This window comes from Rufibacter sp. LB8 (assembly GCF_014876185.1).
Lineage (GTDB): Bacteria > Bacteroidota > Bacteroidia > Cytophagales > Hymenobacteraceae > Nibribacter.
Map to the genome: position 1 here is coordinate 986,227 of NZ_JADALJ010000001.1, position 23,740 is coordinate 1,009,966.

22 protein-coding genes are annotated in these 23,740 nt (G+C 50.6%); 14 read left to right on the forward strand and 8 right to left on the reverse strand.

From position 1 onward, the window contains the following. Positions 1 to 24: 24 nt before the first annotated feature. Positions 25 to 2,280 (reverse strand): DUF349 domain-containing protein, encoded by a 2,256-nt coding sequence (locus tag IMY23_RS04190; RefSeq protein ID WP_225986408.1) that lies wholly within the window; start codon positions 2,278 to 2,280, stop codon positions 25 to 27. Positions 2,281 to 2,305: 25 nt separating this feature from the next. Next, entirely contained in the window at positions 2,306 to 2,860 is a 555-nt protein-coding gene (locus IMY23_RS04195; RefSeq protein ID WP_192820883.1) for a YqgE/AlgH family protein, read from the reverse strand. 214 nt (positions 2,861 to 3,074) lie between these two features. Between IMY23_RS04195 and pdxH the strand changes: the two genes are divergently transcribed. The 3 genes from pdxH to IMY23_RS04210 are packed head-to-tail and all read left to right on the forward strand — an operon-like array spanning position 3,075 to position 5,608. Further along, entirely contained in the window at positions 3,075 to 3,731 is a 657-nt protein-coding gene (pdxH, locus tag IMY23_RS04200; protein WP_192820884.1) for a pyridoxamine 5'-phosphate oxidase, read from the forward strand. A 43-nt stretch (positions 3,732 to 3,774) separates the two neighbouring features. Next, positions 3,775 to 5,049 carry a DUF1015 domain-containing protein gene (locus tag IMY23_RS04205; RefSeq protein WP_192820885.1) on the forward strand — a complete coding sequence of 425 codons (1,275 nt, stop codon included), beginning with the start codon at positions 3,775 to 3,777 and terminating at the stop codon, positions 5,047 to 5,049. Continuing rightward, positions 5,039 to 5,608, forward strand: coding sequence for a Maf family nucleotide pyrophosphatase (locus IMY23_RS04210; protein ID WP_192820886.1), 570 nt, complete (start codon positions 5,039 to 5,041; stop codon positions 5,606 to 5,608). The genes IMY23_RS04205 and IMY23_RS04210 overlap by 11 nt, the downstream gene beginning before the upstream one ends. Positions 5,609 to 6,162: 554 nt before the next feature. Here the strand turns inward: IMY23_RS04210 and IMY23_RS04215 are convergent. From IMY23_RS04215 to sdaAB, 4 genes are read right to left on the reverse strand one after another with little or no spacing between them, the layout of a single operon-like run. Next, positions 6,163 to 7,161 carry an NAD(P)H-dependent glycerol-3-phosphate dehydrogenase gene (locus IMY23_RS04215; RefSeq protein ID WP_192820887.1) on the reverse strand — a complete coding sequence of 333 codons (999 nt, stop codon included), beginning with the start codon at positions 7,159 to 7,161 and terminating at the stop codon, positions 6,163 to 6,165. Between the two features lie 3 nt (positions 7,162 to 7,164). Next, positions 7,165 to 8,553: an efflux RND transporter periplasmic adaptor subunit gene (locus IMY23_RS04220; protein ID WP_192820888.1), complete on the reverse strand. Its 1,389-nt coding sequence runs from the start codon at positions 8,551 to 8,553 to the stop codon at positions 7,165 to 7,167. Positions 8,554 to 8,560: 7 nt separating this feature from the next. Beyond that, complete coding sequence (locus IMY23_RS04225; RefSeq protein ID WP_192820889.1) at positions 8,561 to 10,027, reverse strand: TolC family protein; 1,467 nt, start codon at positions 10,025 to 10,027, stop codon at positions 8,561 to 8,563. Position 10,028: 1 nt separating this feature from the next. Continuing rightward, positions 10,029 to 10,709: an L-serine ammonia-lyase, iron-sulfur-dependent subunit beta gene (gene sdaAB, locus IMY23_RS04230; RefSeq protein WP_192820890.1), complete on the reverse strand. Its 681-nt coding sequence runs from the start codon at positions 10,707 to 10,709 to the stop codon at positions 10,029 to 10,031. Between the two features lie 221 nt (positions 10,710 to 10,930). On the opposite strand from sdaAB, the gene IMY23_RS04235 reads away from it, so the two are divergent. The 7 genes from IMY23_RS04235 (at position 10,931) to IMY23_RS04265 (ending at position 16,597) form a co-directional block, all read left to right on the forward strand. Further along, positions 10,931 to 11,899, forward strand: coding sequence for a tryptophan 2,3-dioxygenase family protein (locus IMY23_RS04235; protein WP_192820891.1), 969 nt, complete (start codon positions 10,931 to 10,933; stop codon positions 11,897 to 11,899). Positions 11,900 to 12,293: 394 nt separating this feature from the next. Beyond that, positions 12,294 to 13,877: an NAD(P)/FAD-dependent oxidoreductase gene (locus IMY23_RS04240; RefSeq protein WP_192820892.1), complete on the forward strand. Its 1,584-nt coding sequence runs from the start codon at positions 12,294 to 12,296 to the stop codon at positions 13,875 to 13,877. A gap of 81 nt (positions 13,878 to 13,958) precedes the next feature. Beyond that, positions 13,959 to 14,318 (forward strand): CoA-binding protein, encoded by a 360-nt coding sequence (locus IMY23_RS04245; RefSeq protein ID WP_192820893.1) that lies wholly within the window; start codon positions 13,959 to 13,961, stop codon positions 14,316 to 14,318. A 252-nt stretch (positions 14,319 to 14,570) separates the two neighbouring features. Next, entirely contained in the window at positions 14,571 to 14,969 is a 399-nt protein-coding gene (locus IMY23_RS04250; protein WP_192820894.1) for a hypothetical protein, read from the forward strand. Continuing rightward, positions 14,950 to 15,312 carry a hypothetical protein gene (locus IMY23_RS04255; protein ID WP_192820895.1) on the forward strand — a complete coding sequence of 121 codons (363 nt, stop codon included), beginning with the start codon at positions 14,950 to 14,952 and terminating at the stop codon, positions 15,310 to 15,312. The genes IMY23_RS04250 and IMY23_RS04255 overlap by 20 nt, the downstream gene beginning before the upstream one ends. Positions 15,313 to 15,438: 126 nt before the next feature. Beyond that, entirely contained in the window at positions 15,439 to 16,236 is a 798-nt protein-coding gene (locus IMY23_RS04260; protein ID WP_192820896.1) for a HipA family kinase, read from the forward strand. Further along, complete coding sequence (locus IMY23_RS04265; RefSeq protein WP_192820897.1) at positions 16,214 to 16,597, forward strand: DUF3037 domain-containing protein; 384 nt, start codon at positions 16,214 to 16,216, stop codon at positions 16,595 to 16,597. Before IMY23_RS04260 ends, IMY23_RS04265 begins: the two co-directional genes overlap by 23 nt. On the opposite strand, the gene IMY23_RS04270 is transcribed toward IMY23_RS04265, so the two are convergent. After that, the gene (locus IMY23_RS04270) at positions 16,598 to 16,996 is read right to left on the reverse strand and encodes a rhodanese-like domain-containing protein (RefSeq protein ID WP_192820898.1); all 399 of its coding nucleotides are present in this window, start codon (positions 16,994 to 16,996) and stop codon (positions 16,598 to 16,600) included. 532 nt (positions 16,997 to 17,528) lie between these two features. On the opposite strand from IMY23_RS04270, the gene IMY23_RS04275 reads away from it, so the two are divergent. From IMY23_RS04275 to IMY23_RS04285, 3 genes are read left to right on the forward strand one after another with little or no spacing between them, the layout of a single operon-like run. Then, complete coding sequence (locus IMY23_RS04275; protein ID WP_192820899.1) at positions 17,529 to 18,068, forward strand: sigma-70 family RNA polymerase sigma factor; 540 nt, start codon at positions 17,529 to 17,531, stop codon at positions 18,066 to 18,068. A gap of 11 nt (positions 18,069 to 18,079) precedes the next feature. After that, a complete protein-coding gene (locus tag IMY23_RS04280; protein ID WP_192820900.1) occupies positions 18,080 to 19,045 on the forward strand; it encodes a hypothetical protein in 966 nt (321 codons plus the stop codon). A gap of 12 nt (positions 19,046 to 19,057) precedes the next feature. Then, a complete protein-coding gene (locus IMY23_RS04285; protein ID WP_192820901.1) occupies positions 19,058 to 20,227 on the forward strand; it encodes an outer membrane beta-barrel protein in 1,170 nt (389 codons plus the stop codon). 143 nt (positions 20,228 to 20,370) lie between these two features. Here IMY23_RS04285 and IMY23_RS04290 read toward each other — a convergent pair whose 3' ends face one another. Then, entirely contained in the window at positions 20,371 to 21,123 is a 753-nt protein-coding gene (locus IMY23_RS04290; protein WP_192820902.1) for an RNA methyltransferase, read from the reverse strand. A 52-nt stretch (positions 21,124 to 21,175) separates the two neighbouring features. Here IMY23_RS04290 and IMY23_RS04295 point away from each other — a divergent pair, with 52 nt between their 5' ends. Continuing rightward, complete coding sequence (locus IMY23_RS04295; RefSeq protein WP_192820903.1) at positions 21,176 to 23,602, forward strand: BamA/TamA family outer membrane protein; 2,427 nt, start codon at positions 21,176 to 21,178, stop codon at positions 23,600 to 23,602. Positions 23,603 to 23,740: the final 138 nt, after the last annotated feature.

Sequence of the window (23,740 nt, forward strand, 5' to 3'; positions counted from 1 at the left end):
TCGCTTGAAAATCAACCTGAAAATTTACGAACGCAGGGTTTTTAGTTGGTTTTTCAGTTGTGCAATGCGGTTTTGCGCCTCGTCAATCTTGGTCTGGTATTCCTCTCTGAGCTTCTCGGCGTTTTTGGAACGGGCAAAAAACTCAATGTTTGTCTTAAGCGTGGAAATATCATTCTCCAGAGAGGTAATGTCGCGGCGCAGATGTTGTTCTTTCTGGTAGAGTTTCTGCTCCCCGTCTGGGCTCGACTTTAAATGGGTCAGTTGCAATTTAAACAAGGTCTGCTCCTTCTGCTCAGTGCTCAGTTCCGGCACTTTGTCAAGGTACTTGCCCAAGAGTTGCTGGAAACGGTCTTCCAGTTTAGGGTTCTTCTTGCCTTCGGCGCCCAGGCCTTGCCAATCTTGGTGCAACTGGTTGAATTCTGGCAGCGAACCTACAAACGTTGGGTCGGCAATTTTGGTGGACAATTGATCCACGTACTCCTGCTTCTGCGCAAATAGTTGGGTCTGCTGGTTTTCCTTCTGCTCAGCCTCTTGGTGCAGACGGTCAAAGAACGCGTTGCAAGCCGTCCTGAAGCGATTCCAGATTTTGTCTGAGTATTTGTCTGGCACACGGCCAATGGTTTTCCATTTCTTCTGCAGCTGAATCAGTTTCTCCTTGGTGGTGTCCCATTCATCGCTGCCCTGTACTGCCTCGGCCTCTTCGCAAAGCGCTACTTTCTGGCGGTAGTTAGTCATCTTCTCCTCATCCAGGGCCTTGAAGAAGGTGTTTTTGTTATGGAAAAAAGCTTTGTAACTGCTCCAGAAGGCTTTGTTGATTTCCTCGGCGTGTTCCTTAGGCACCAGACCGGCGGCGTCCCAGCGCTCTTTCAGCTTCTGAATCTGGTCGGTTTTGTCGCGCCAGTCATTGATACGGTCAGTTTTGATGTGCTGGAATTGCTCCATCTCAGCCAGCAAGGCTTTCTTCACGTCAAGGTTGGCCATTTCCTCGGTGCGGCGCGCCTCAAAGAATTCTTTCTTGCGGTTATGCACCTGCTCAGAGGCCTGTAAAAAGCGATTCCAGATTTGGTCGCGGGCTTCGTTGGGCACGGGGCCTATATGTTTCCACTCATCATGCAGATGACGGAGTTCTTGCAAGGCTTTGTTGATGTTTTTCTCCTCGGCCAGGGCTTCGGCGCGGTCACATAAAACTGCTTTGGCATCTAAATTCCGCTTGCGGTCCAGTTCTTTGAGTTCAAACAGAATGCTGCGGTTGTTATAGTACATGTCCAGCAGCGCGTGGTACGAATTCCAGAGTTCCTGGGCATCGGTGGTAGGAACCTGGCCAATGGCTTTCCACTCGGCCTGCAGTTCTTTGATGGTGTTGCCAGAAGTTTGACTCTCGGCATTTTCAATGAACAACCTGAGTTTTTCCAGCAACTCGCGTTTTTTCTGCAGGTTCTGGGTTTTGTTTTCCTCTTCCTGCTTGTGTTCGCGGTGGCGGTTTTCCCGGAAGCGCTGCATGGCCTGCTCCACGCTTTTGTGAGTCTGCGGAGCGTGGTATTCAAAATCATCTTCGGCACCGCCGTCTGCCACAAAGGTTTTCAGAGCTTCCTGGCGCTCTTCATTGAAGCGTTGCTCGTACACGCGGTACAACTCAGAAACGGCCTTGCCCGCTTTGCGCGCCTGGCCTTCCTGGGTTAAGGCAATGATTCTTTTCTGGATTTCTTCGGTGGAGAGCGAGTTCACGTCTTCCTGCGGCTGCAGTTCCTCTTCTTCCCCAATTGTTACCTCTGGCAAAGATTCCTGCGTGTTTGCCGCGGGCGTTTCCTGCACGGGGCTGGCCTCTGCAATGGGGGGCGTTGGTTCTTCCTGTACCACAGCTTCTGCGGCTGGCGTGTTTTCTTCTGGCGTGATTAAATTATCATCTACCTCAACGCTTGTGGGCGCTTCTGCATTTACAGCATCTGCTGCCTCTGGCTGCGCTGAAGCTTCAGCGGTTATTTCATCCTCAGACACCAATACCGATGATTGCGTTTTCTCGGGCTCCACTACGGGCGCTTCCACGGGTTGGGCTTCGGTGGTTTCTTCAGGCGCTGCAGCTGCTGGAGAGGTTTCCTGGGCCACGGCAGATGGTTCCTGCGGGGTGTCAGTGGGGCCTTGGTCGGCCTGGTTACGTGAATTGATCTCGGCTAGGCGTTCTTCCAGAATACGGCGCTGTTCCTGGGCTTGGTCCTGTGAAGAAGCATTGTTGGTGTTGTCCGAATTCTCGTTTTTCTGATTTTCCGTCTCTTGGTTCATCATACACGTGGGGCTCTGCGCCGTTGGGTTAGTTTAAACTTGGGTCTGCGGGATAGTTGGCGTACATTTTGTACTTGCCGCCCATCTCTTTCAAAATGTCGCGCCACAAGGTATCTGTATTCAAAGTAAGCAATTTATTTGCAGCATTGTTATTTACGAACCAAACATTTTTCTCTATCTCCTCTTCCAGCTGCCCGGGGCTCCAGCCGGAATAGCCCACAAAAAATTTTATCTGGTCGTCTTTCACCAAGCCCTGGTTAAGCCAGGAGGTAAGTTCCTCAAAATCACCACCCCAAAAAAGATCAGCGGCAATAGGCAAGGAGTCTGGCAGGTTGGGCAGGCGGTGAATGTAATGGAGCGTGTTGGGCTGCATGGGGCCGCCCACTGCCAAGGGGGCGTCAAACATGGTCTCGTTCACCTCCACTACATCTGAGAGTTGCATGGCTGAGAGCCGATTGAGCACCAACCCTACCGTGCCCTCCTTGTCATGCTGGCAGATAATCACCACGCTGCGCTCAAAGTTAGGGTCGCCCAGAAAAGGCTCTGAGATCAAAATGCTTCCGTTCTGAATTGCTTTGGCCATAGGGTTCTGTTCTAGGGGGTGGCTACGCGTACACAGCTTACTTACTAAATTGGGCGGGCATTGGTTTGCCTTCCCATCATATTTGCGTATTTCTAACGATGCCCGCGCCGGACTGGTATGTACGTAAAAGACGATGCCCGCATTTTATTAGTTGCCTTACCTTTTAAAGATATTCCCCTACTTTTACTCTTGCAAACGCAGAACTGCACTACCTATGGAAAAACCGTTGTCCCTCGCCGATATCAGGATTAATTATTGCCTGAAGGAGTTAACCCGGCAATCTGTGCAGGCAAACCCGCTGCGGCAGTTTGATGCCTGGCTGCAGGAGGCCCTGGCCGCCAAAGCCGACGAGCCCACCGCCATGACCGTGAGCACGTGTGACCTGCAGGGCAAACCAAGCGCCCGCGTGGTGCTCCTGAAAGAATTGTCTGCCGAAGGATTTGTCTTTTACACCAATTACCAAAGCCGCAAAGGCCAGCAGCTGGCCCAGAATCCGTACGCCGCTATCACGTTTTTCTGGCCGGTGCTGGAAAGGCAGGTGCGCATTGAAGGCGTGGTGAAACAAGTTTCTGGTGAGATTTCTGATGCTTATTTCCAGAGCCGCCCCAAAGGAAGCCAGATTGGCGCCTGGGCCTCGCCACAGAGCCAGGAGATCAACGGCCGAGAGGTTTTGGAAACTTTGGAACAGGAAATGCAACAGAAGTTCATAGCCGATGAGGTGCTCCCGCGACCGGCGCACTGGGGCGGGTACGTGGTCATTCCGGAGCGCCTAGAATTCTGGCAGGGCCGGCCAAACCGCTTGCATGACCGGCTGGAATACGTGAAAGACCAAAACGGCACAGACTGGAAAATCAAACGGCTGGCGCCCTAACCTGTTTTCGCCTTCATTTCCAAAATAGAGCCCAAAAACGCACATGGCCGAGATTCTCCCTATAAAAGCTTTCCGGTACAACCCCAAGTTGCCCTTCTCCATTGACGCGCTCACCTCGCCCCTGTTTGACGTGGTGTCAGTGAAGCAGCGGCAGGCGCTCTACCGAAACTCCTACAACAGCATTCACCTTTCGGTGCCGCCCGGGCCGGAACCTGCGCAAATGGCGCGCCGCACCGCCGAACACTGGAAAAAAGCTGGCATTCTGTTGCAAGACGCGTTGCCGGGCATTTATGTGTATTACCAGTACTTCAGGTTGCCGGGTTCATCCAAAGAATTCTGCCGAAAGGGATTTCTCTGCCATATAAAAGCCTATGACTGGACTGAAGGACAGATTCTTCGGCACGAAAACACCATTCCGGCGGCCGTGAATGACCGTATTGCGCTGCTGGAAGAAACCCAAATGAACACCAGCGCCACCCACGGCCTGTATGCCGACCCCACGTTCACTCTGGAACAATACATGGACGAGAGCATTACCTCGCCGCTCTATGAATCTGAGGATTACCAAGGCGTGCGTGATGTGCTTTCGGTGATTCATGACGTGGCCGTGATTCAGCATTTCGTAAATCAAATAAAAGACCAGAAAATCATCTTGGCCGACGGGCACCACCGCTATGAGGGCTCCCTGGCGTACCGCAAGAAAAGATTGGCCGCGCAACCAGACGCCACGGGTCAGGAGCCGTTCAATTACCATTTAATGTATCTCACCAACGCAGCCTCAGATGATTTACGCATTCTGCCCACGCACCGGCTGCTGGAGAAAATACCAATTTCGGCGGCTGAATTCCTGACTAAGTTAGAAGCTTATTTCACGTTAAAGCCCATTGAAGAAGCCTTTGAGTTGAATGAAGTAATCACGGGCAAGCAATGGGCGTTTGGTTTGTACCTGGAAGGCCAGGCCTATAAAGCCCGCCTGAAACCAGAACTGCACCATTTATTGGATTGGGATTTGCCCGCGGTGGTAAAAGACCTGGACCTGACCGTGATGCACTATTTCATACTAGAGAAAGTGTTGGGCATTTCCGCGGAAGAACAACGCCATTACCAGGGACTTTCCTACGTGCGTAATTTCACCGAATGCCTGACCAAAGTTGACGCCGGCCAGGCGCAACTGGCCCTAATCACCAATGAAGTTAAGATGGAGGAAGTGGAGCGTGTTTGCCACTCGGGCGCGGTCATGCCCCAGAAATCTACCTTTTTCTACCCCAAAGTAATCTGCGGCTTTTTATTCACCTCCATACAAGACCATGAATTTTAACAGAAACTACATACTGGCCTCCAACTCGCCGCGGCGCAACGAACTGCTCACCAACCTGGGCCTTCCGTTCACGGTGAAAGTAAAGGAGGTGGACGAAAATTATCCCCTGGATTTGGCCAAGGCCGATGTAGCCGAATACCTGGCCGCCCACAAAGCCAGCGCCTACGCCCAAGACCTGCAGCCCGAGGACGTGCTCATCACCGCTGACACCATTGTCTGCCTGGAAGAGAAAGTTCTGAACAAGCCCTATGACCACGCCGAGGCCACCCGTATGCTCACCCAACTTTCGGGGCGCAGCCATGAGGTGTACACGGGTGTGTGTCTGCTGAGCCAGGAGAAAAGCGTGGTGTTCCATGACGTGACCACCGTGCATTTCAAAGACCTCTCCCGCGATGAAATAGATTACTACATCAACACCTGCAAACCCTTCGACAAAGCCGGCAGTTACGGCGCGCAGGATTGGCTGGGCATGGTGGGCATCACCAAAATGGAGGGCTCCTACTTCAATGTGATGGGCCTGCCCGTGCACCGGCTCTACGAGGAATTACTGAAGTTTTAATTTGAGAATTTTTCCGTTTTCGGGCTCATTTTCAGAATTGAGGCCGAAAACGGAAATCAAAGTCTTCATTGCAGGTTTTCCGCTTAAGGTTTGCCTAATCTAAAGTTTGAGGCAGCGAGCGCAACACAGTAGAGGAGTGTCTGCAAAGGGGAGCAAGTTTTGTTGATGATTGTAGGGACAGGTCGCGACCTGACCTCACGCATTCCTGATAAATACGCATTCCCATGAGGTGCTGTCTTATTTGTTGTATGGTGGGCTAATTGCCAGGGCCGCCGTTCAGGACAGGTCACGACCTGTCCCTACTTGTCTAAAGATGGCCAGTAGAAATAAAAACCTTTCTTCTTAGCTGCGCTCCTTTCTCAAACTCTCAATTGGCCTATCCACTTAATCGGAGAATCTGCGCGTGGTACGTGTCCTTCTTGATTTCAAACTTTTCTGTTTTCGGCCTCATTTACAGAAATGAGCCCGAAAACAGGAATGAAAAACGTTGGATAACAAAAGACCACCTTGCGAAAACAAGGTGGTCTTTTTGTTATGGGCCAAACTAAAGCTGCTTACTTAAACTTATCCTTTAAAATGTCTATCTCCAGAGCTGGCGAAAAGCGCTCATACAAAATATGGTACACGGCCGTGGTGATAGGCATGTCCACCTGCAGACGTTTGTTCAGTTCATAGATGCTTTGCACGGCGTAATAGCCCTCGGCCACCATGTTCATTTCAAACTGGGCAGATTTCACGGTATAGCCCCGGCCAATCATATTCCCGAAGGTGCGGTTCCGGCTGAACTGCGAATAGGCGGTCACCAGCAAATCTCCCAGATAGGCGCTGCCTGTTAAATTTCGCGGCAAGGGCATGATGGCGTGCAGGAAATCTTCAATCTCCGTCATGGCATTGGAGACCATCACCGCCTGAAAATTGTCGCCGTAGTTTAAACCATGGGCAATGCCGCAGGCCAGGGCAATGATGTTCTTGAGCACCGCGCAATACTCCACGCCGTCAATGTCATCCAAGGGGTTGGCTTTCACGTAACGGTTCCGGAGAAGGCGGCAAAACTGTTCTGCCCGTACAATGTCATGCGACCCGATGGTGAGGTAACTCTGCTTTTCCAGGGCAACTTCCTCGGCGTGGCAGGGCCCGGCAATCACGCATTGGTGCTCGGCCGGAACGCCGTACTGTTCTCCCAAGTAATCGGTGATCAAGATGTTCTGGACCGGAATCATGCCTTTCACCGCCGATACCAACGTTTTGCCTTTAAAGGCGTCTTGCGCCAAGGGCGTAAGCGCCTGCTGCACAAACGCGGCCGGCACCGCAAGAATCACCCAATCGGCTTTGGCCACGGTTTCAGCCAGATCAGTAGACGGTTTTACATAGTCCAGGTCAAACCGAACGCCGCTGAGGTACCGTGGGTTGTGGGCGTATTGCTGCAGATGGGCTACGTCTTCAGGGCTCCGGAGCCACCAATTGACTTCGGCGCCGTTCTCAGACAGAATCTTCACCAGGGCGGTAGCCCAGCTACCCCCACCCACTACCGCAATTTTCTCTTGTATCTGCAAGGGTTATTCTTCTACTGGTTTCTCTTCTTTTAAACTTTTACTCAGTGATTTTTCATCCTTCACTACCACTACGTCACCGTCTTTCAACTGTTTAGAAACGGCTCTGAATGGTCCTGAAATCACTTCCTGGCCTGGTTTCAAGCCTGAGAGAATCTCAATGTTGTCAAAGTCACTAATGCCGGTGGTCACTTTCACCATCTTCACTTTGCCTTTTTCATGCACAAACACCACTTCGTCTGGGCGCTCTCCGGCTCTTACTGGTTTCTCAGGGCCTTGGGTGTTTGCGTCTGCCGGGGCAGTGGTTTCTTTTTTAGCGCCGGGTTTGTCTTTGCTTCTGGTAGTCACAGAGGCCAACGGCACTGACAGTACGTCTGACTTTTGGTCGGTGATGATGTCCACGGAGGCAGTCATGCCCGGTCTGAATGGCGAACGACCGCTTTTCTGCACCATGTCCTGGTACGAGTCATTCAACAACCGGATGCGCACTTCAAACTCGGTCACAGCTTCTAAGGTAGTCGCGTCTTTGGCCGTATTGGCGATGGACGTTACCAGACCTCTGAACTTGCGGTTTTCGCCGGAGTAGGAATCCACTTCCACAATGGCAGAATCATTCAGGTGCACGCGTACAATGTCGTTTTCGTTCACGTTCACGCGTACTTCCATGTTACTCAGGTTGGCAATGCGCATGATCTCAGTTCCGGCCATTTGGGAGGTTCCTACCACGCGTTCGCCTTTTTCCACGCTCAGTTTAGAGATGGTGCCGTTCACCGGGGAGAAAATGGTGGTCTTGTCCAGGTTTCTTCTGGATTCTTCCAAAGAAGCGCTGGCGCTGCGTACCGTGGATTCGGCACCGCGCACACTTTGGCGGGCGGCGTCTAGTTCGGCGCGGTTGGCTTCATACTGAGCGCGGGAAGCGTCAAACTCAGACTGCGAAATCACCTTCTGCTCAAACAGTTTGCGGTTACGCTCATAGTTCTGTTGTATGTTTTTGCTGTTGGCCAAGGCTTGGTTCAGTCTGGCTTTGGCTTGCGCCAGGTTGGCGCGCTGCGTGTTTACCGAGGCGGATTGCATCTCCACCATGGCCTGGTAATTGTCAGGGCGAATGCGCAACAATAATTGGCCCGCCTTTACAGAATCGCCTTCTTTCACAAACAGCTCAGTGATTTCCCCTGAAACGTCTGGGCTGATTTTTACTTCAATCTCAGGCTGAATCTTGCCGGAGGCGCTTACTTTCTCCACAATGGTGGCGGGCTTCACTTTCTCCACCATCACCTCGGTGCCTTCTTCTTTGCCAATCCAACCGCTCTTTTTAGCTACCAGCAGAAACACCAGCAGCAATACTACCAATCCGCCTAAAATGTATAATAGTTTGTTTGATTTACGTTTAGCCATGGCTAGGTTACAAGGTTATGGTTTTACCCTGGTAGAATTCCAGGATCTTTAATTTGAAAGTGTAGTCGTATTTGGCTTGAATGATGTCTGACTGGGCTTTGACCAGGTTGTTGCGGGCCACGTTGAAATCAACGTTGTTGATCAAACCGTTGTTGAGTCTGATCTCCGCGTTTTTATAGGCCTGGTCAAACGCTTCTAGTTGACGCTTGGCAGCCGAAAACCGTTTCTGCGCGCCAATGGCATCTGTGTAAGACTGGGCAATGATTTGTTGCAAGTCATTTCTGGCGATGTCTTTGTTCAGTTCCGCGTTGCGTAACCCAATTCTGGAAAGCTGCACGTTGTTTCTCACCCGGAAACCGTTCAAGATAGGAATGTTCAGGTTCAACCCAATGAACTGCCCTAAGTTGTCTTGCAACTGGTTGAAATACGGGTAAGTCAAAGGAGTTCTGTCAACTATCATTGTCTCAGCGAACACCGGTTGGCCACTGCCATCTACCACACCAATCTGACGTCTTACCGGGATAGGCTGCCCAATGGCGAATAAATTTGAACCGCTGGAATACCGGCTACTGATGCTTCCTACCAAGCTCAAGCTGGGTTGGTAAGCACCCCGGGCAATGGCCACAGACTGCTTGGCGCTCTCAATCCGGAGCATGGCCCGTTTGATCTCAGGCATCACCTCTTCCGCGGTTCTAAACACCTCCTGCGGATTAAATGACACTACTGACTGGTCTGGGTCTGGCAACTGGGGCACCTCAATAGCGAAGTTAGACGGCATGGCGTTTTCCAGATTCAGGAGGTTGATCAGCCTGAGTTCTGCCAATTCAATGTTGTTCTGTGCCGTAATGATATTCAATTCATCACTAGCCATTTGGGCATTGAGATCTAACACATTGCTTTCAGGTACGCTGCCGGCTTTGAACAGGCGTTGGGTGCGGTCTAACTGGCTTTGTGTTAGCGTAAGGCGCTCCTGGTTGGTCTTGAGCAGTTCCTGGTTCAGCAGAATTTGCATGTAGGCCGTCACCGCGTTCAGGACTATATCATTCTGGGCTTTCTGCTGATCCAGCTTGAAAGCTTCATGGTCCAGACGGTTGCGTTTAATGGTGTTCTGCACCTGCAAGCCGCTGTACAGATTGACCTGGCCGCTTACCGAAAAACTACCAGACCAGATTTGGGTGTTCTGGATTTCGTTACGAACGGGGTCCAGGAAGAAACCATTATTGAACCCGTGCGACCCGCTTCCGTTGATGGAGGGCAATTGGTTGGCGCGGGCCTGGTTAGCGTTGATGGCGGCTTGTTCCACAGAAAGGCCCACCTGACGCACCTGCAGGTTGTTCTTGACCGCATGGTCAATCACCTGCCGCAAGTTCCAGACGGTTTCACCGGTGGGCGCCGCGGTTTGGGCCGTTGCGAGGGAGTGCCCTCCTGTGGCCAGGCCAAGCGTTAAGAGCAAGGCAGAAGAAAATCTCGGCATTTTATAAGTCAATGTTAGGAATATAGATCACATTTTTCACCCAGCTTAATTGCCGGAGGTATTCTAACGATATAGGCCGCAGGCCTGAGTCCATTTCTATAAATTGCCGGGCCATATCATGGCGGCCCTTGCGGCTCACGTTCATGGTGGCAATGTTGCAGTCATCATGCGCAATCACGCTGGAGATAAAGGCAATGCTGCCCTGCACGTCGTCGGCGTCAATGATGAGCGTGTGCAAGTTAGCAGAAAAGTTAGACGGAAAGCCATCTACCTCCACAATGCTGATCACGCCGCCGCCCCGGCTCTGTCCTACCACCTCAGCTGTTCGGCCGTCTGCCGCCGTCAAATTAAGCTTTATGGTGTTGGGGTGCATGGTAGATGCGTTTCCCACTGATTTAAAATGATATTTCAACCCGTACTCCTGGGCATGGTCAAACGCCTCTTTGATGCGCGTGTCATCGGTCTTGAAATCCAGCATGCCGGCAATAATGGCGCGGTCGCTGCCGTGGCCTTCATAGGTGCGCGCAAACGAGTTGTAAAACGTGACCGTGGCATCTACCGGTTGAGCCCCCAGAATTCTGATAGCGGCCCGGGCAATGCGTACCACGCCGGCGGTATGCGAGCTGGAAGGCCCAATCATGACCGGTCCAATCATATCAAAAATGCTGCTTTTCTCTGCCATGGTCTGTTTTTGGAGGTGTTTAGCTCCAAAGGTAAAAATATTGCGGAGCTGTATAGAGGCTCACCTGAATTATTGCGCCTGAACTGGTAAAATCCCGCCTGCTCCTGCTGGTCACCCCGTAAACCCTGCGGTAATGCTTGGGGTGGCCGGGTTTTCCAATTAGTTTTACTTTCTTTGTCGAAGCTTTAAGGCCTTTATTACAAATATTCACAAATTAATATATGTCTGACAAGAACTTCTCCCCGGAGGTCCTGGCTTTGCTGGACCAGCTTCAACAGAAATACCGGCCGCTGGGGCAGGATCTGGCATCATACCTGGAAGGGCTTTTGTATTCTGACTTCCTCAACTACTGGGATTACATTCACCTGGACACCCTGTTGAGCCTCCAGAACCCGCGCACCAAAATACCCGATGAGGAAATCTTCATCATGTACCACCAGATCACCGAGCTCTACTTCAAACTCTGCCTGCATGAGTACAACCAGGTAGCCGCCGACCCAGCTCCAACTGGCCAAATGCTCCTCACCCGCGTGGGCCGCATTAACCGCTATTTCGAGAATCTGATTGATTCTTTTGACGTGATGGTAGACGGTATGGACCCTAAGGAATTCTTAAAGTTCCGGATGGCGCTTATGCCCGCAAGTGGTTTTCAGTCAGTGCAGTATAGAATGATTGAAATCTGCTCCACGGACCTGCGCAACCTCACCGACAAAGCCAAACGCGAAGCCCTGGGCCTGCAAAGCACCCACGAGGAAATGTACGGCTGCATCTACTGGAAAGAGGGCGCCACTGAAGCCGCTACCGGTGCCAAAACCCTCACTTTGCTTCAATTCGAGGAGAAATATTCGGCTAAATTAATCCGGCACGCGCAGGAGTTCGCCACCAAAAACCTGTGGGCGGTATACAAACAATTGAGCCCGAAGGAACAGCAGAACCCCAAGCTCATCAACCACCTCAAGGAACTGGACAGCAACGTGAACGTGAACTGGCCGCTCATGCATTACAAATCGGCGGTGCGGTACCTGCACAAAGACCCGTCGGTGATTGCGGCCACCGGCGGCACTAACTGGCAGAAATACCTGCCTCCCAAATTCCAGAAGCGCATCTTCTACCCAGAAATATGGACTGCTGAGGAAATAGACAACTGGGGCAAAGGCTGGGTGAATGACATTGTGGGGGAAGTTGATTAACTTTTTAATTTGAAAATTTGGGAATTTGGGAATTTGAAAATGGTTTCTGTTTTCGGGCTCATTTCCAGAAATGAGCCCGAAAACAGAAACCTTATCAATGCCGCAAGTTTAGGCGCAGCGTAAATGTGGCTGAACACGTTGTAAGTTTATAAACTTAGTTGAGTTGATAAACCCACCAGATGCAAAACCACAAATTACGCTCACGCTAAACTTGCGGCATTTCATGAAAGCAGGCAATTTCCAGGTATCATTTCCCGTTTTCGTGTTCATTTCCAGAATTGAGCCCGAAAACGAATTTTTGCCGCACTGCTGCTGTTAACAGGCAGAAGCGTACCTTTGCGTTCTCAAGAATACTTAGTACAGTTTTTAAGGTTAACTCCCTTACCACTCCTTCATGAAGAAAGAATTAGATTTGGTCTTGTCGCCGGAGGTGGCGTATGACCAGGCCTTGCTGGAGCGCGAACTCTTGCAGCAGGCAGGTCTCTCCCACCCACAAGAGGCGACCTTCATTCATAAAATCAAGCGCTCCATTGATGCCCGCGGCCGGAAGGTGCAGGTGAAAGTACGCGCCGATGTCTATACCCAAACCCAAATCCCGGACCTTTCCAGCATTCTCCCCACCTATTTTTATCCTGAAGTAAAACCCAACGCTCCGCGCGTGGTGATTGTGGGCGCTGGTTCGGCTGGGCTGTTTGCGGCGTTAAGGTGTCTGGAACTGGGCCTGAAACCAGTGGTGGTGGAACGCGGCAAAGACGTGCGCGCCCGCCGGCGTGATTTGGCAGCCATCAACAAAGAGCACGTGGTGAACCCAGATTCCAACTACTGTTTTGGTGAAGGCGGGGCGGGCACTTACTCAGACGGAAAACTCTACACACGATCCAAGAAACGGGGCGATGTGCAACGCATCCTTCAGATTCTGGTGCAGCACGGCGCTACTACAGATATTCTCTTCGATGCGCACCCGCACATCGGCACCAATAAGCTCCCGGTCTTGATTGCCCAGATGCGCGAAACCATTTTGGCTGCCGGCGGCGAAATCCATTTTGAGACCCGAGTCACCGATTTCATCTTGGAAAAGCAGGAGATGAAAGGCGTGGTCACCGCCAACGGCCAGTCAATTGAAGGCGAAGCAGTAATTCTGGCCACCGGCCACTCGGCCCGCGACATTTATGAACTGCTACACGCCAGAAACATATTGATTGAAGCCAAACCCTTCGCCATGGGCGTGCGTGTGGAGCACCAGCAAAGCCTGATAGACGGAATTCAGTACCACTGCGACGGCGACCGTGGCATGTTCTTACCGGCCGCTTCGTATTCCTTGGTGCACCAGGTTCCTTATAAAGGCCAGGAGCGCGGCGTTTTCTCGTTCTGCATGTGCCCGGGAGGTTTTATCGTGCCATCAGCCACGGCTCCAGGCGAAGTGGTGGTCAACGGCATGTCGCCTAGCCGCCGCGATTCTAAGTTTGCCAACTCCGGCATTGTGGTGGCGGTGAACCTGGAAGACATGGATTTAAAACAGCATGGCGCTTTGGCCGGCCTCAGGTTACAACAAACGCTGGAGCAGAAAGCCTGCGCCGCCGCCGGTGGCACGCAAGTCGCGCCGGCCCAACGGTTGCAGGATTTCGTGAAAGGAAAAGTGTCTGGTTCATTGCTGGAGACCTCGTACCAACCCGGCTTGGCAAGTGTGGACATGCTGGAGGTGCTCCCTCCCATGATTGGCCAGCGGCTGCGCGGCGGTTTTCAGGAATTTGGCTACAAAATGCGCGGCTACCTCACCAACGAAGCGCAGATTGTGGGCGTGGAAAGCAGAACCTCTTCGCCGGTGCGCATACCTAGGGACAAAGAAACGCTACGGCATCCGCAAATCCAGAACCTGTTCCCGTGTGCCGAGGGTGCGGGCTACGCCGGGGGAATTGTGTCAGCCGCGATGGACGGCGAACGCTGCGCCGAGCAGGTGGCGGTCTTGATCAGGCGCTAACCTAAGGCCTCTGAATTCAGTATAAACCACAGGCAGCCTTCGGTGGTTTTGCCTCCATTTCCAAAACAGAGCCCAAAAACGATGAAAAAGACAGTAGTGGTAGGCGCCTCAGACAACCCGGGTCGTTACAGTTACAAGGCGGTGCACCAGTTGAAACGCTCGGGTCATGAGGTAGTGCCCGTAGGCATCAAGAAAGGCGAAGTGGCCGGCCTGCCCATTCAATATGACAAAGCCATGGTGGAAGACGTGGACACCGTCACGCTATACGTGGGCCCGCAGAACCAACCCAGCTGGTATGACTACATCTTGTCTCTAAAACCCAAGCGCATCATCTTCAACCCCGGCACTGAGAACTACGAGTTCGAGAAGAAAGCCCAGGAACAGAACATTGAAACCCTCCACGCCTGCACCTTGGTAATGCTCTCTGTGGGGCAGTATTAAGATTTTTTTTTGAGACGATATTGAAAGAGCCTGGGAAATTTCTCAGGCTCTTTCCGTTTTTGGGCTCGTATCTAAAAATGAGGGTAAAAACGAAAAGTTTTAGAATGAAAAAAAATTATATGTGACCTAGCACGGGAACTATTATTTGCCAAAAGCGACAATAAAGTGTATGTTTAGGTGTACCAAAGATGCTGACATTTGTAGGTTACTGCTTATATACATTAGTTAGCGGTATTATATTATATAAAAGTTATGCAAAAACAACTAGATAATTTATATCAAGACTATTTAGAAATAATATTTTCAGATAGTGATCTCGAAAGAATGCTTGAAGATTGTTTATTATCGGCACCACACCTGATAGATGTTGAAGCAACAAAAGGAAATTTTTTAAATTCTGATTATAAAGTTCTTATTATTGGGAAAGAGACTAATGGCTGGTTTGACATAAATCAAAGAGAAAACGCGGGTTTAATACAAATTAATCGTCAGCATCAGAAATTTATTGACGCTTTGAAGAAGATTTACTGTAAGCATAATCTCGGTGAAAATTATCGAAAACCTATTTATTTATTTATTTATTTATTTATTTATTTATTTGCTAATAAAGGAATTATCTATAAAAAACAAAGTGGGTTTTCTTTTAACTGAATTACTTAGACACGACTACTGTTGCAAAAGTCCAAGAAAAGAGATAATTGATAAAATTACTTTTGACAACAATAGAATTCTTAGGAAAGAAATTGAAATTTTAAATCCAGATGCTTTGGTTTTCTTAACCGGGCCAACCTATGATAAGCATATAAGGAAAACATATCCAATGGCTACGTTTTCTAATATTGATCATTACCCCTCAAATCAAGTTTCAATTATTGAAAATATACCATATATAAATAGAGCTATTAGGATTTATCATCCTGATTACCATAAATGGTTAGGGTCAAAGTTTAGATTTGAAATGGTAGATGTAATCAAAAACTTTTTAGCTATTTAATTGGATACATGACTTTATAACCATATATAAAAGTACTTATTCGTCATAAGGCCTTGCCCGTTGTTTATACGAGACCGTTAAAATACTTAAAATCAGCTACTAAACCTATTCCCCTTTTCAAGCCCCATGCCCTACCAACCCCCAGAATTACGCCATGTCCAGGTCACGCGCTACGTCACGCCTTTACGAGAAGGCGGTTCGTTGCCTGCATTGGTGGAAGCAGATGACGAGTTTCTGTACGTGCTCAAGTTCCGGGGCGCAGGCCAGGGTGTGAAGGCCTTGATTGCCGAACTGGTGGCCGGGGAAATTGCCCGGGTGCTGGGTTTGCGCGTACCGGAACTGGTGTTCGCGTCTCTGGACGAAGCCTTCGGGCGCACGGAGGCCGACGAGGAGATTCAGGATTTGCTGCGGTTCAGTGAGGGCTTGAATCTGGGATTGCATTACCTGAGCGGGGCCATCACGTTTGACGCGCTGGTGAATTCCGTGGACGCAACACTGGCCTCGCAGATTGTGTGGCTAGACTGCCTGGTGACCAACGTGGACCGCACCGCCCGTAACACCAACATGCTCATGTGGCACAAGGAACTCTGGCTTATTGACCACGGCGCGGCGTTTTACTTCCACCACTCCTGGCCCAATGTGGAAGAAACCGCCAAGAAACCGTTCCCGCAAATCAAAGACCACGTGTTATTGCCCAAAGCCACGCAATTAGCCGCCGTAGACCAGCAGTTCAAGTCTTTGCTCACGCCGGAAGTGATTCAAAACATTGTAGGGTTAATTCCAGATGACTGGCTCTTGGGCGATTCGCCGTTCACCACCGTGCAGGAGCACCGCCAAGCTTACGTACAGTTTTTAGAGACGCGCCTGGCCCATTCCCACATCTTCACCAACGCCGCCGACCATGCCAGAACGTTACTTGTTTGAGTACGCCGTGCTGCGCGTGGTACCCAGGGTGGAACGCGAAGAATTCATGAATGTAGGCGTGATTTTGTTTTGCGGACCCCAGAAATTCCTTCAGGCCAAGTTTTATATAGATGAAGCCCGATTGAAGGCTTTCTCTCCTACGCTAGATGTAGAAGAACTTAACCAGCGCCTGCAGGCATTTGACCGCATCTGCTGCGGCGGAAAAAACGGTGGTGTTATTGGAGCTTTTCCGTTGGCCTCCAGATTCCGGTGGCTTACTTCTACCAGGAGCACCGTGGTGCAGACGTCGGCGGTGCACCCAGGCTTGAGTGAGAACCCGGCAGAAACCCTGGACAAGTTGTTCACGGCCCTGGTGTTGTGATTATTCTTTTCCGTTTTTGGCCTCTGTTTTGGATTTGACGGGAAAACCAGTTGACTTCAGGTCTTTGAATGCTCCCAGGTTCACCACGTTGGTAAAGCCTGCTTCCTGCATCAATTTCAAGGCCTGTCCGCTGCGGTTGCCCGAGGCGCAGTACAGGTAATACGTTTTATTTTTGTCCCATTTGCTGAACTCCTGCTGAAAGGCTCCGCCGCGCAAATCTGAATTCTGGGCTTTCTTCACGTGCCCCGCAGCAAATTCCTCGGGTGTGCGAACATCTACTAACACCGCCTTTTCCTTCTTCACCTGTTTTTTCACCACTTTGGGTTCTGGTTTGGCTATGTCTTGCGCAGTTGCGGTAAGACTAAGGATTGATAAAAGAAAAATATAGAGTAGGCGCATGTGCTTCGGGATTTAAAAGTCTAACGCAAATTTACGAACTTTCATCTACCCACAAATTAGGAAATGTAGGGACAGGTCGCGACCTGTCCTAAGCGGTGGCCACAGCAAGCAATATACCACGAATCAAACAAGGCAGCATTTGCAAAAGAAATGCGTAAATCAGGAATGCGTGCGGACAGGTCGTGACCTGTCCCTACAACCACAACTCGCAATCCAAAAGATAGAAGCAACCCTCTGCAGAGCTTTGCTCGCTGCCTCTAACTAAAGTCTAATCAATTCTCAAAGAAATAATCAGTGTTCGATCAGCATAATTCCAGAGAAAACAATCAACAATTCACAATCAACAATTTCCGTTTTCGGCTTCATTTTCAGAAATGAGCCCGAAAACGAATATCTGGGCTGTTTTGTGGGAAAAAAGCGGCAACTTTTTATCTTTACCCAAATATTTTTTGATCTCCGGGCAACCCATCCTCCAGGTGGTGCATCTTACCATCAAACAAGAACCAAGCTATCGCTTAAAACTTTACAACTTGTGAACGAGACAGAACTGGTACAAGCACTACAGCAAGGTGATGCCAAAGCCCAGCGATTCCTATACGAGCGTTACGCCAGCCACATGATGGGGGTTTGTAGCCGCTACCTGAAGGATGACATGGATGCCGAGGAAGTCTTGATCAACGGGTTCATGAAAGTGTACCAGAACGTAGGGCGCTTCGAGAACAAAGGCAGTTTTGAGGGTTGGGTACGCCGTATCATGGTCAATGAGGCACTGCAGTTTCTCCGCAAGCAGGAGCCGGTACACATGGCTATTGAGAAAGAGCACAACTACCTGGCTTCTGAAGACGCCCTGCCCGACAGCGAGATGACCGCCGAGGAAATGATGGCCTTGCTGCATGACCTTCCGGCTGGCTACAGAGCGGTATTCAACTTGTACGCCATTGAGGGGTATTCCCACAAAGAGATTGCCGAGATGCTGAATATTTCTGAAGGCACCTCAAAATCACAGTTAAGCAAAGCCCGGGCCATGCTACAGCGCATGCTGGCGCAGCAAGGGGTAATGGTCGCCATCTAATCTATAAAGACATGAGCGCAGAAGATTTAGATAAACTATTCAGAGATAGGCTGCAAAACCAACCTGTGGTCCCCAGCTATGAAGCTTGGGAACGCTTGCAGGCTCGCATGCAACCCGCCACCGCCTCGCAAAAGGGTTCCGGCGCAGTAGACGTAGATAAACTATTCAGGGATAAGTTGCAGAACAGATCCGTGGCCCCCAGCAATGAGGCCTGGGAACGCCTCCAGGCCCGCATGCAACCGCCCGCCCCGCAACTGGAGCGCAAGCCCGTTGCAATGTGGTATTACTCAGCGGCGGCCGCGGTGACCTTGCTCTTGGGAGTTGGTTTCTGGACCTTGAAAGATGAAATAAATTTTTCTCAACCCCAGACAACCATTGCCACGGCAAAACCATCTACTAAACAAACAGGCACTTTAAGCGGGGCGAACGCAGAGCAGACGGCTACTTACCCCGCCCAACCGGCTACAAATACCAAAGGCGAACAACCAGAAATGGCAGCACCAGCGCCGGTGACGGAAGAAGGAAACCAACTACTGGCCATGGGCAGAAAAAATAATTCTCAAACCCAGGCAACCTCGCAACCGGCAGGTGCATCTGGTACAGTAGATAAGGGAAACACGGAGATAACTCCTACTACTGTGAAGTTCACGCCAGCGCCAGAAATGGTAGCCACCGTGGCCCCCACAAAAGTAGAAACGGTTGAAACCAGTACGCTTTCTGCCGCTCAACCTTTAGAAGTGACTGTGATTCTGTCAAACGCTGAACCCGTGGCCCTCGCGCAAGCCGCCCCAGCCGTTGACGCAGAATCAGATAATGCCCCCAACACCGGCCGGGTGCTGAAGGGAATCTTGAAACAAGTTAAAAACCTGAAAGACGGAGAAAAGATCAGCCTCTCTGAACTGGGTATCACCAAACAAACTTTTGCTTTTGAATCCCGCATTGGGACCAAGAAAATTTCTAAATCCATCGAACTCTAAAATCCAATTTTAATGAAACGTTTGTACGCCCTGCTTTCGGCCATCATGATGGCTGCTGCAATCGCCTTGCCTTCTGTGGCCAAATCAAATCAACCTTTCCGCGCTGCGGTGCAGGATACGCTGATTCTCAAACTGAAAAACGACGCCAAAGTGCTGGTGGTGGTGAAAGACATCAAAGACATAAAAAGTCTAAAATCACAGAGCCTTGATTCCTTGATGACCATTTTGGAAAAACACATAGACCAGATTGAGCGCGCCGGTCAAGGTTCTGGCAACCAACCCGTGACCGTGACCCTGGAAAACAAATCTACCGCTGACAAAGACATAGTGACCGTGACCATTCAGGACCGTTCCAAGAACGAGACCCAGGTGATTACCCAGGAGAAAAAGAAAGTCAGGCTCAAAGACATTGACATAGACATTGACCGCGACACCGTCAACAACAAAACCACTGTGCGCATTGACGCCGGCGACAATGACACCACCTCGTTTGAGATCAATAAAAAGAAAAAGCCGCGTTACCCAAAAAGAGAGTTTGACTTTCAGTTAGACCTGGGCGTGAGCCAATTGCGTGACCAGAAAATGCTGTCTAACAATGCCGCCGGTGCCGGTGCGGTGGACAAAGTAAGCCTGAAACCACTGGGGTCTATTTTCTGGGGCCTGAACTTTAAGTCACACTACCGCTTGGGCGGCGAAGAAAGCCCGCTGCGCTTAATCACCGGGGTAACCTTTGACTTCCATAACTTCGCTTTCAAAGATAACGTGGGCATGGCCATTGCCCCAGCCGCAGATGGTACTTTGCAAACTGTGTTCCGGAAAGAAAGTGACATCTCTCTAGACAAAAGCACTTATTCTACCACTACCATCACAGTGCCGTTGGAGTTGTCTCTGCATATCAAAACCAGCCGTAATAAAACAGCCTTCAAAATTGGCGGCGGCGGCTTTGTGGGCTACCAGTTTGACGGCGAGTATGAATCTAAATACTCCGTTGGCGGCAACACCCGCTCAGTGGAAGTAGAGCAAGACTTCAACCAAAACCACTTCCAATACGGTCTGTCTGGTTTTGTGGGCATCAGAAGCCTGGAAGTGTTCGCCAAGTACCACCTGAGCAAAATGTTTGAGAAAGGCCAGGGGCCAGAAGCCCAAGCCTTCGCGGTTGGGGTGCGGGTTTTGAAATTCTAACCAAACCAATCTTCATGAAACAGAAAAGGAGCTCCAGGGCTCCTTTCCTGTTTTTGGCTGTATTCTGAATTTAGAGCCCGAAAACCAAAACTTGACGATTCTGATTTAGGCTTCATTTCAGATTTAGAGCCCGAAAACGGAAATTAGAAAGACTGGTTCCGGAAGAAGTTATCCAGCAAAATGGCGGTGGCGGTGCCCACGTTCAGAGATTCGGCGCCGCCGCGGCCTGGTATGTGCAGGGGTTGGGTCACTTGCGCCCTAATTGCCGGACTGATGCCATGTGATTCATTGCCCATGACCAAAATGCCGCTGGGTTGCAGTTGCAGTTTATGCACGTTTTCGCCCTCTAGGGCGGCACCGTACACGGGTACTTTTTGAGGCCGCGCTTGAAGGAAAGCTTCCAGGTCCACGTAATGCGGGGATATTCTGGTGAACGAGCCCATGGTGGCGGCAATGGTTTTCTGGTTGTAGAAATCTGCGGAGGTTTGGGAAAGTACCACGCGGGTGAGCCCGTACCAGTCGGCAATTCTGATAATGGTGCCCAGGTTGCCAGGGTCGCGCACATCGTCCAGGGCCAGCACAAACGGGTTTTCCTGCCAGTTGAAGGCTTCCTGCGGCCGCATCTTGGCAATGGCCAGGGCCGCGTTGTTGGTTTCCAGGCTACCGGCTTTGGTGAGTTCGTCTTCGGTCACTATTTCCACCGGAAAACCTTTTGGCAGCAGGGCGGTATGCTTTTCTTGGAATTTGGGGGTGACCAGCAAGGTCTCCAGTTCAAAGTCTGAAGCCAGCAGTTCGGCCACGCTCTTTTCACCTTCTATTAGGAAAGCTTGGTGTTGCAACCTATATTTCTTTATTTGCAGTGACCTAATGTACTTCAAAAGCCCTTTTGAGATCATAACCTTCCTACGTTTGAAGCTACGATGTTACGTATTCGGCGCGGTATTCACAATGCTGGGCTTGCTTGTGGGCTGTTCCCCTACCCGTCACCTTACCGGCAATGAGCGGCTTCTCTGGAAAATAAACCTGGAAGGCGCCCAGCAGAACAAGAAATCTGCCTTGTCGCCGCTGTACCAGCAAAAACCTAACCGCCGGGTGCTGGGCACGCCTTTGTACCTGAATCTCTACTACTTAGGCAAGCAGTTCTACAACCCAGAGAAGATACAGGCCCAGAAAGACCAGAAAACCGAGGAGTTTAACCAAGACATAGCCAGGGCCGGTAGTGACTCTATAAAGGTGGACAAACTGATTGAGAAAAAAGAGAAAAAACTGGGCAAGCTGCAGAACAAACTGGAAAACGGCAACTGGCTCATGCGCACCGTGGGCGAATCGCCTGCCATCTTTGACTCCACCAAACTGGTCAGCACTGAGGAACAGGTCAAGCTGTACCTGAACTCCAAAGGTTTTTTCAGGAGCACCGTTTCTTCCAGCACCGCCACCCAGGACAAAAAAGTGACGGCCACCATCCATATCACGGAAGACAAACCGTACGTGGTCACCCACCATTTGTACGAAGTGCCCGACACCGCCCTGCTGGGTTTGATGCAACGGAACCAGGCGGCCAGTTTGGTGAAATTGAACCAGAATTTTGAGGAAGCCACGCTGGCGCAGGAACGCGTGCGCCTGGAGCAGCTTTTCAAGAACAACGGGTATTTTGATTTCAAGCAGCAGTTTGTCACCTTCAACGCCGATACCAGTTACGTGGACTACACCGTCAGGCTCAAGACGCAGATTGCCAATCCCACAGACTCCTCGTTCCATAAAGTCTACACCATTCAAAACACCTACGTGACCACAGACGCGGGCAATAACCGCTTTGGCGTGAACCGCGACACCCTGCTCTTGAACGATATTTACTTTATGGCCTACGAACAACGGTTCAAGCCTAAAGTGATGATCAGGAAGGTGATTTTACGGCCGGGTCAGACTTTTTCGGCGGCCAGAACGCAGACCAACCAGCGTATTTTGAGCAGCATGGATGTGTTCAAGTTTGCCACCGTGACCTATACCAAAAAGGCCGATTCGCTGAGTTCCACCAGCAGAACCGGCTTGCTGGACGCCAATATTAACATGGCGCCCTTGCCCCGCTACCAGGAAACCGCAGAAGTGGGCGGTACTTTCACAGAGCAGGTGCCCGGTCCTTATTCCAGCTTACGCCTGCGCATAAGGAACATCTTCGGTGGGGCCGAAATCTTTGACATTGGCGTGCGGGCCGGTATTGAGGGCCAACTGCAGGTAAACGAAGCTGTGACCGGCCGCCGCACAGAAATTGGCGCCGACTTTGGGGTGACCTTCCCGCAGATTCTGGTGCCGTTCCGAACCAACGACCTCTTGGTTAGGTTTAATCCGCGCACGCGCTTCAGCACGGGGTATACCTACGTGAACCGCAATGAATACACCCGCACCAACCTTGACTTCTCATTTGACTACATCTGGCAGCGGCAGAACATTCACCAGTTCAGCTTCTCGCCCATTGACATTAACATCATCAGCACCCCTAAAATCTCAGATGACTTCCTGAAAACCCTGGATGAGTTTGAGGCCCAGGGCAGCCCGTTGCGGCAAAGTTTCCTGAACACGTTTGTGTCTTCCATGAACTTCACCAGCCTCTACAACACCGCCAACTACAACCAGTCTAATGACGCCAAGTTGGTGCGGCTGTTTGCTGAGACCGGGGGAATTATAGGCCGGTTTCTGGCCAAGCCGTTTAATGACCTTACCAATTACCAATTTGTAAAAGCCAGTGTGGACTACCGCCGGTACCACCCACTGCCCAATAATTTCATGTTTGTGTATAGAGTCAACGGCGGTGTGGCCAAACCATTTGGCAGAACGCAAGTGCTGCCGTATGACAAGCATTTCTTTGCCGGCGGATCTTCCAGTGTGCGGGCCTGGTTGCCCCGGCGCCTGGGCCCGGGCTCCAGCCGCGTGATTGGGCTGAATGAAGAAACCGGCAAATATGAAATCATTTACAAGTTTGAGCAGCCCGGTGAGATTCTGTTGGAATTCAACTCTGAGATGCGCTTTAGAATGTTCCGGTTTGGCACCACCAATGTGAACGGCGCGGTCTTTCTGGACGCAGGCAACATCTGGTTGTTCAATGAACGAAGCAACGTGGCACCTTCCGGTAATTTCAGGTATGAAGGACAGGGCACGTTTGCTTTTGATCGGTTCTATAAGGAGATGGCCGTGGGTACCGGGTTTGGCGTTCGGTTTGACTTCACCTTCGCCATTCTCAGGTTAGATATTGCGACCCGCATGTTTGACCCGGCCCAACCAGAAGGAAGCCGCTTCGTCTTGAACCGTTTTCAGCCCGGCAACATCTTAAGCGAAAACACCCAAACCACCTTTAACCTGGGCATAGGCTATCCGTTTTAAATTTTCTGTTTTCGGGCTCATTTCCGGAAATGAGCCCGAAAACAGGAACGCCCACCTTCTCTGGTGGGCGTTCCTGTTTTTTTATAGAATTCTAATCATAACTGAATATTCATTTTCCCGTTTTTGGCTTCATTTATG

Bases quoted from the DNA above. Each gene is read 5' to 3' on its own strand.
- IMY23_RS04190 (WP_225986408.1), bottom strand. From the start codon at position 2,280: ATGATGAACCAAGAGACGGAAAATCAGAAAAACGAGAATTCGGACAAC.
- IMY23_RS04195 (WP_192820883.1), bottom strand. From the start codon at position 2,860: ATGGCCAAAGCAATTCAGAACGGAAGCATTTTGATCTCAGAGCCTTTT.
- pdxH (WP_192820884.1), top strand. From the start codon at position 3,075: ATGGAAAAACCGTTGTCCCTCGCCGATATCAGGATTAATTATTGCCTG.
- IMY23_RS04205 (WP_192820885.1), top strand. From the start codon at position 3,775: ATGGCCGAGATTCTCCCTATAAAAGCTTTCCGGTACAACCCCAAGTTG.
- IMY23_RS04210 (WP_192820886.1), top strand. From the start codon at position 5,039: ATGAATTTTAACAGAAACTACATACTGGCCTCCAACTCGCCGCGGCGC.
- IMY23_RS04220 (WP_192820888.1), bottom strand. From the start codon at position 8,553: ATGGCTAAACGTAAATCAAACAAACTATTATACATTTTAGGCGGATTG.
- IMY23_RS04225 (WP_192820889.1), bottom strand. From the start codon at position 10,027: ATGCCGAGATTTTCTTCTGCCTTGCTCTTAACGCTTGGCCTGGCCACA.
- sdaAB (WP_192820890.1), bottom strand. From the start codon at position 10,709: ATGGCAGAGAAAAGCAGCATTTTTGATATGATTGGACCGGTCATGATT.
- IMY23_RS04235 (WP_192820891.1), top strand. From the start codon at position 10,931: ATGTCTGACAAGAACTTCTCCCCGGAGGTCCTGGCTTTGCTGGACCAG.
- IMY23_RS04240 (WP_192820892.1), top strand. From the start codon at position 12,294: ATGAAGAAAGAATTAGATTTGGTCTTGTCGCCGGAGGTGGCGTATGAC.
- IMY23_RS04245 (WP_192820893.1), top strand. From the start codon at position 13,959: ATGAAAAAGACAGTAGTGGTAGGCGCCTCAGACAACCCGGGTCGTTAC.
- IMY23_RS04250 (WP_192820894.1), top strand. From the start codon at position 14,571: ATGCAAAAACAACTAGATAATTTATATCAAGACTATTTAGAAATAATA.
- IMY23_RS04260 (WP_192820896.1), top strand. From the start codon at position 15,439: ATGCCCTACCAACCCCCAGAATTACGCCATGTCCAGGTCACGCGCTAC.
- IMY23_RS04265 (WP_192820897.1), top strand. From the start codon at position 16,214: ATGCCAGAACGTTACTTGTTTGAGTACGCCGTGCTGCGCGTGGTACCC.
- IMY23_RS04270 (WP_192820898.1), bottom strand. From the start codon at position 16,996: ATGCGCCTACTCTATATTTTTCTTTTATCAATCCTTAGTCTTACCGCA.
- IMY23_RS04280 (WP_192820900.1), top strand. From the start codon at position 18,080: ATGAGCGCAGAAGATTTAGATAAACTATTCAGAGATAGGCTGCAAAAC.
- IMY23_RS04285 (WP_192820901.1), top strand. From the start codon at position 19,058: ATGAAACGTTTGTACGCCCTGCTTTCGGCCATCATGATGGCTGCTGCA.
- IMY23_RS04290 (WP_192820902.1), bottom strand. From the start codon at position 21,123: ATGATCTCAAAAGGGCTTTTGAAGTACATTAGGTCACTGCAAATAAAG.
- IMY23_RS04295 (WP_192820903.1), top strand. From the start codon at position 21,176: ATGCTGGGCTTGCTTGTGGGCTGTTCCCCTACCCGTCACCTTACCGGC.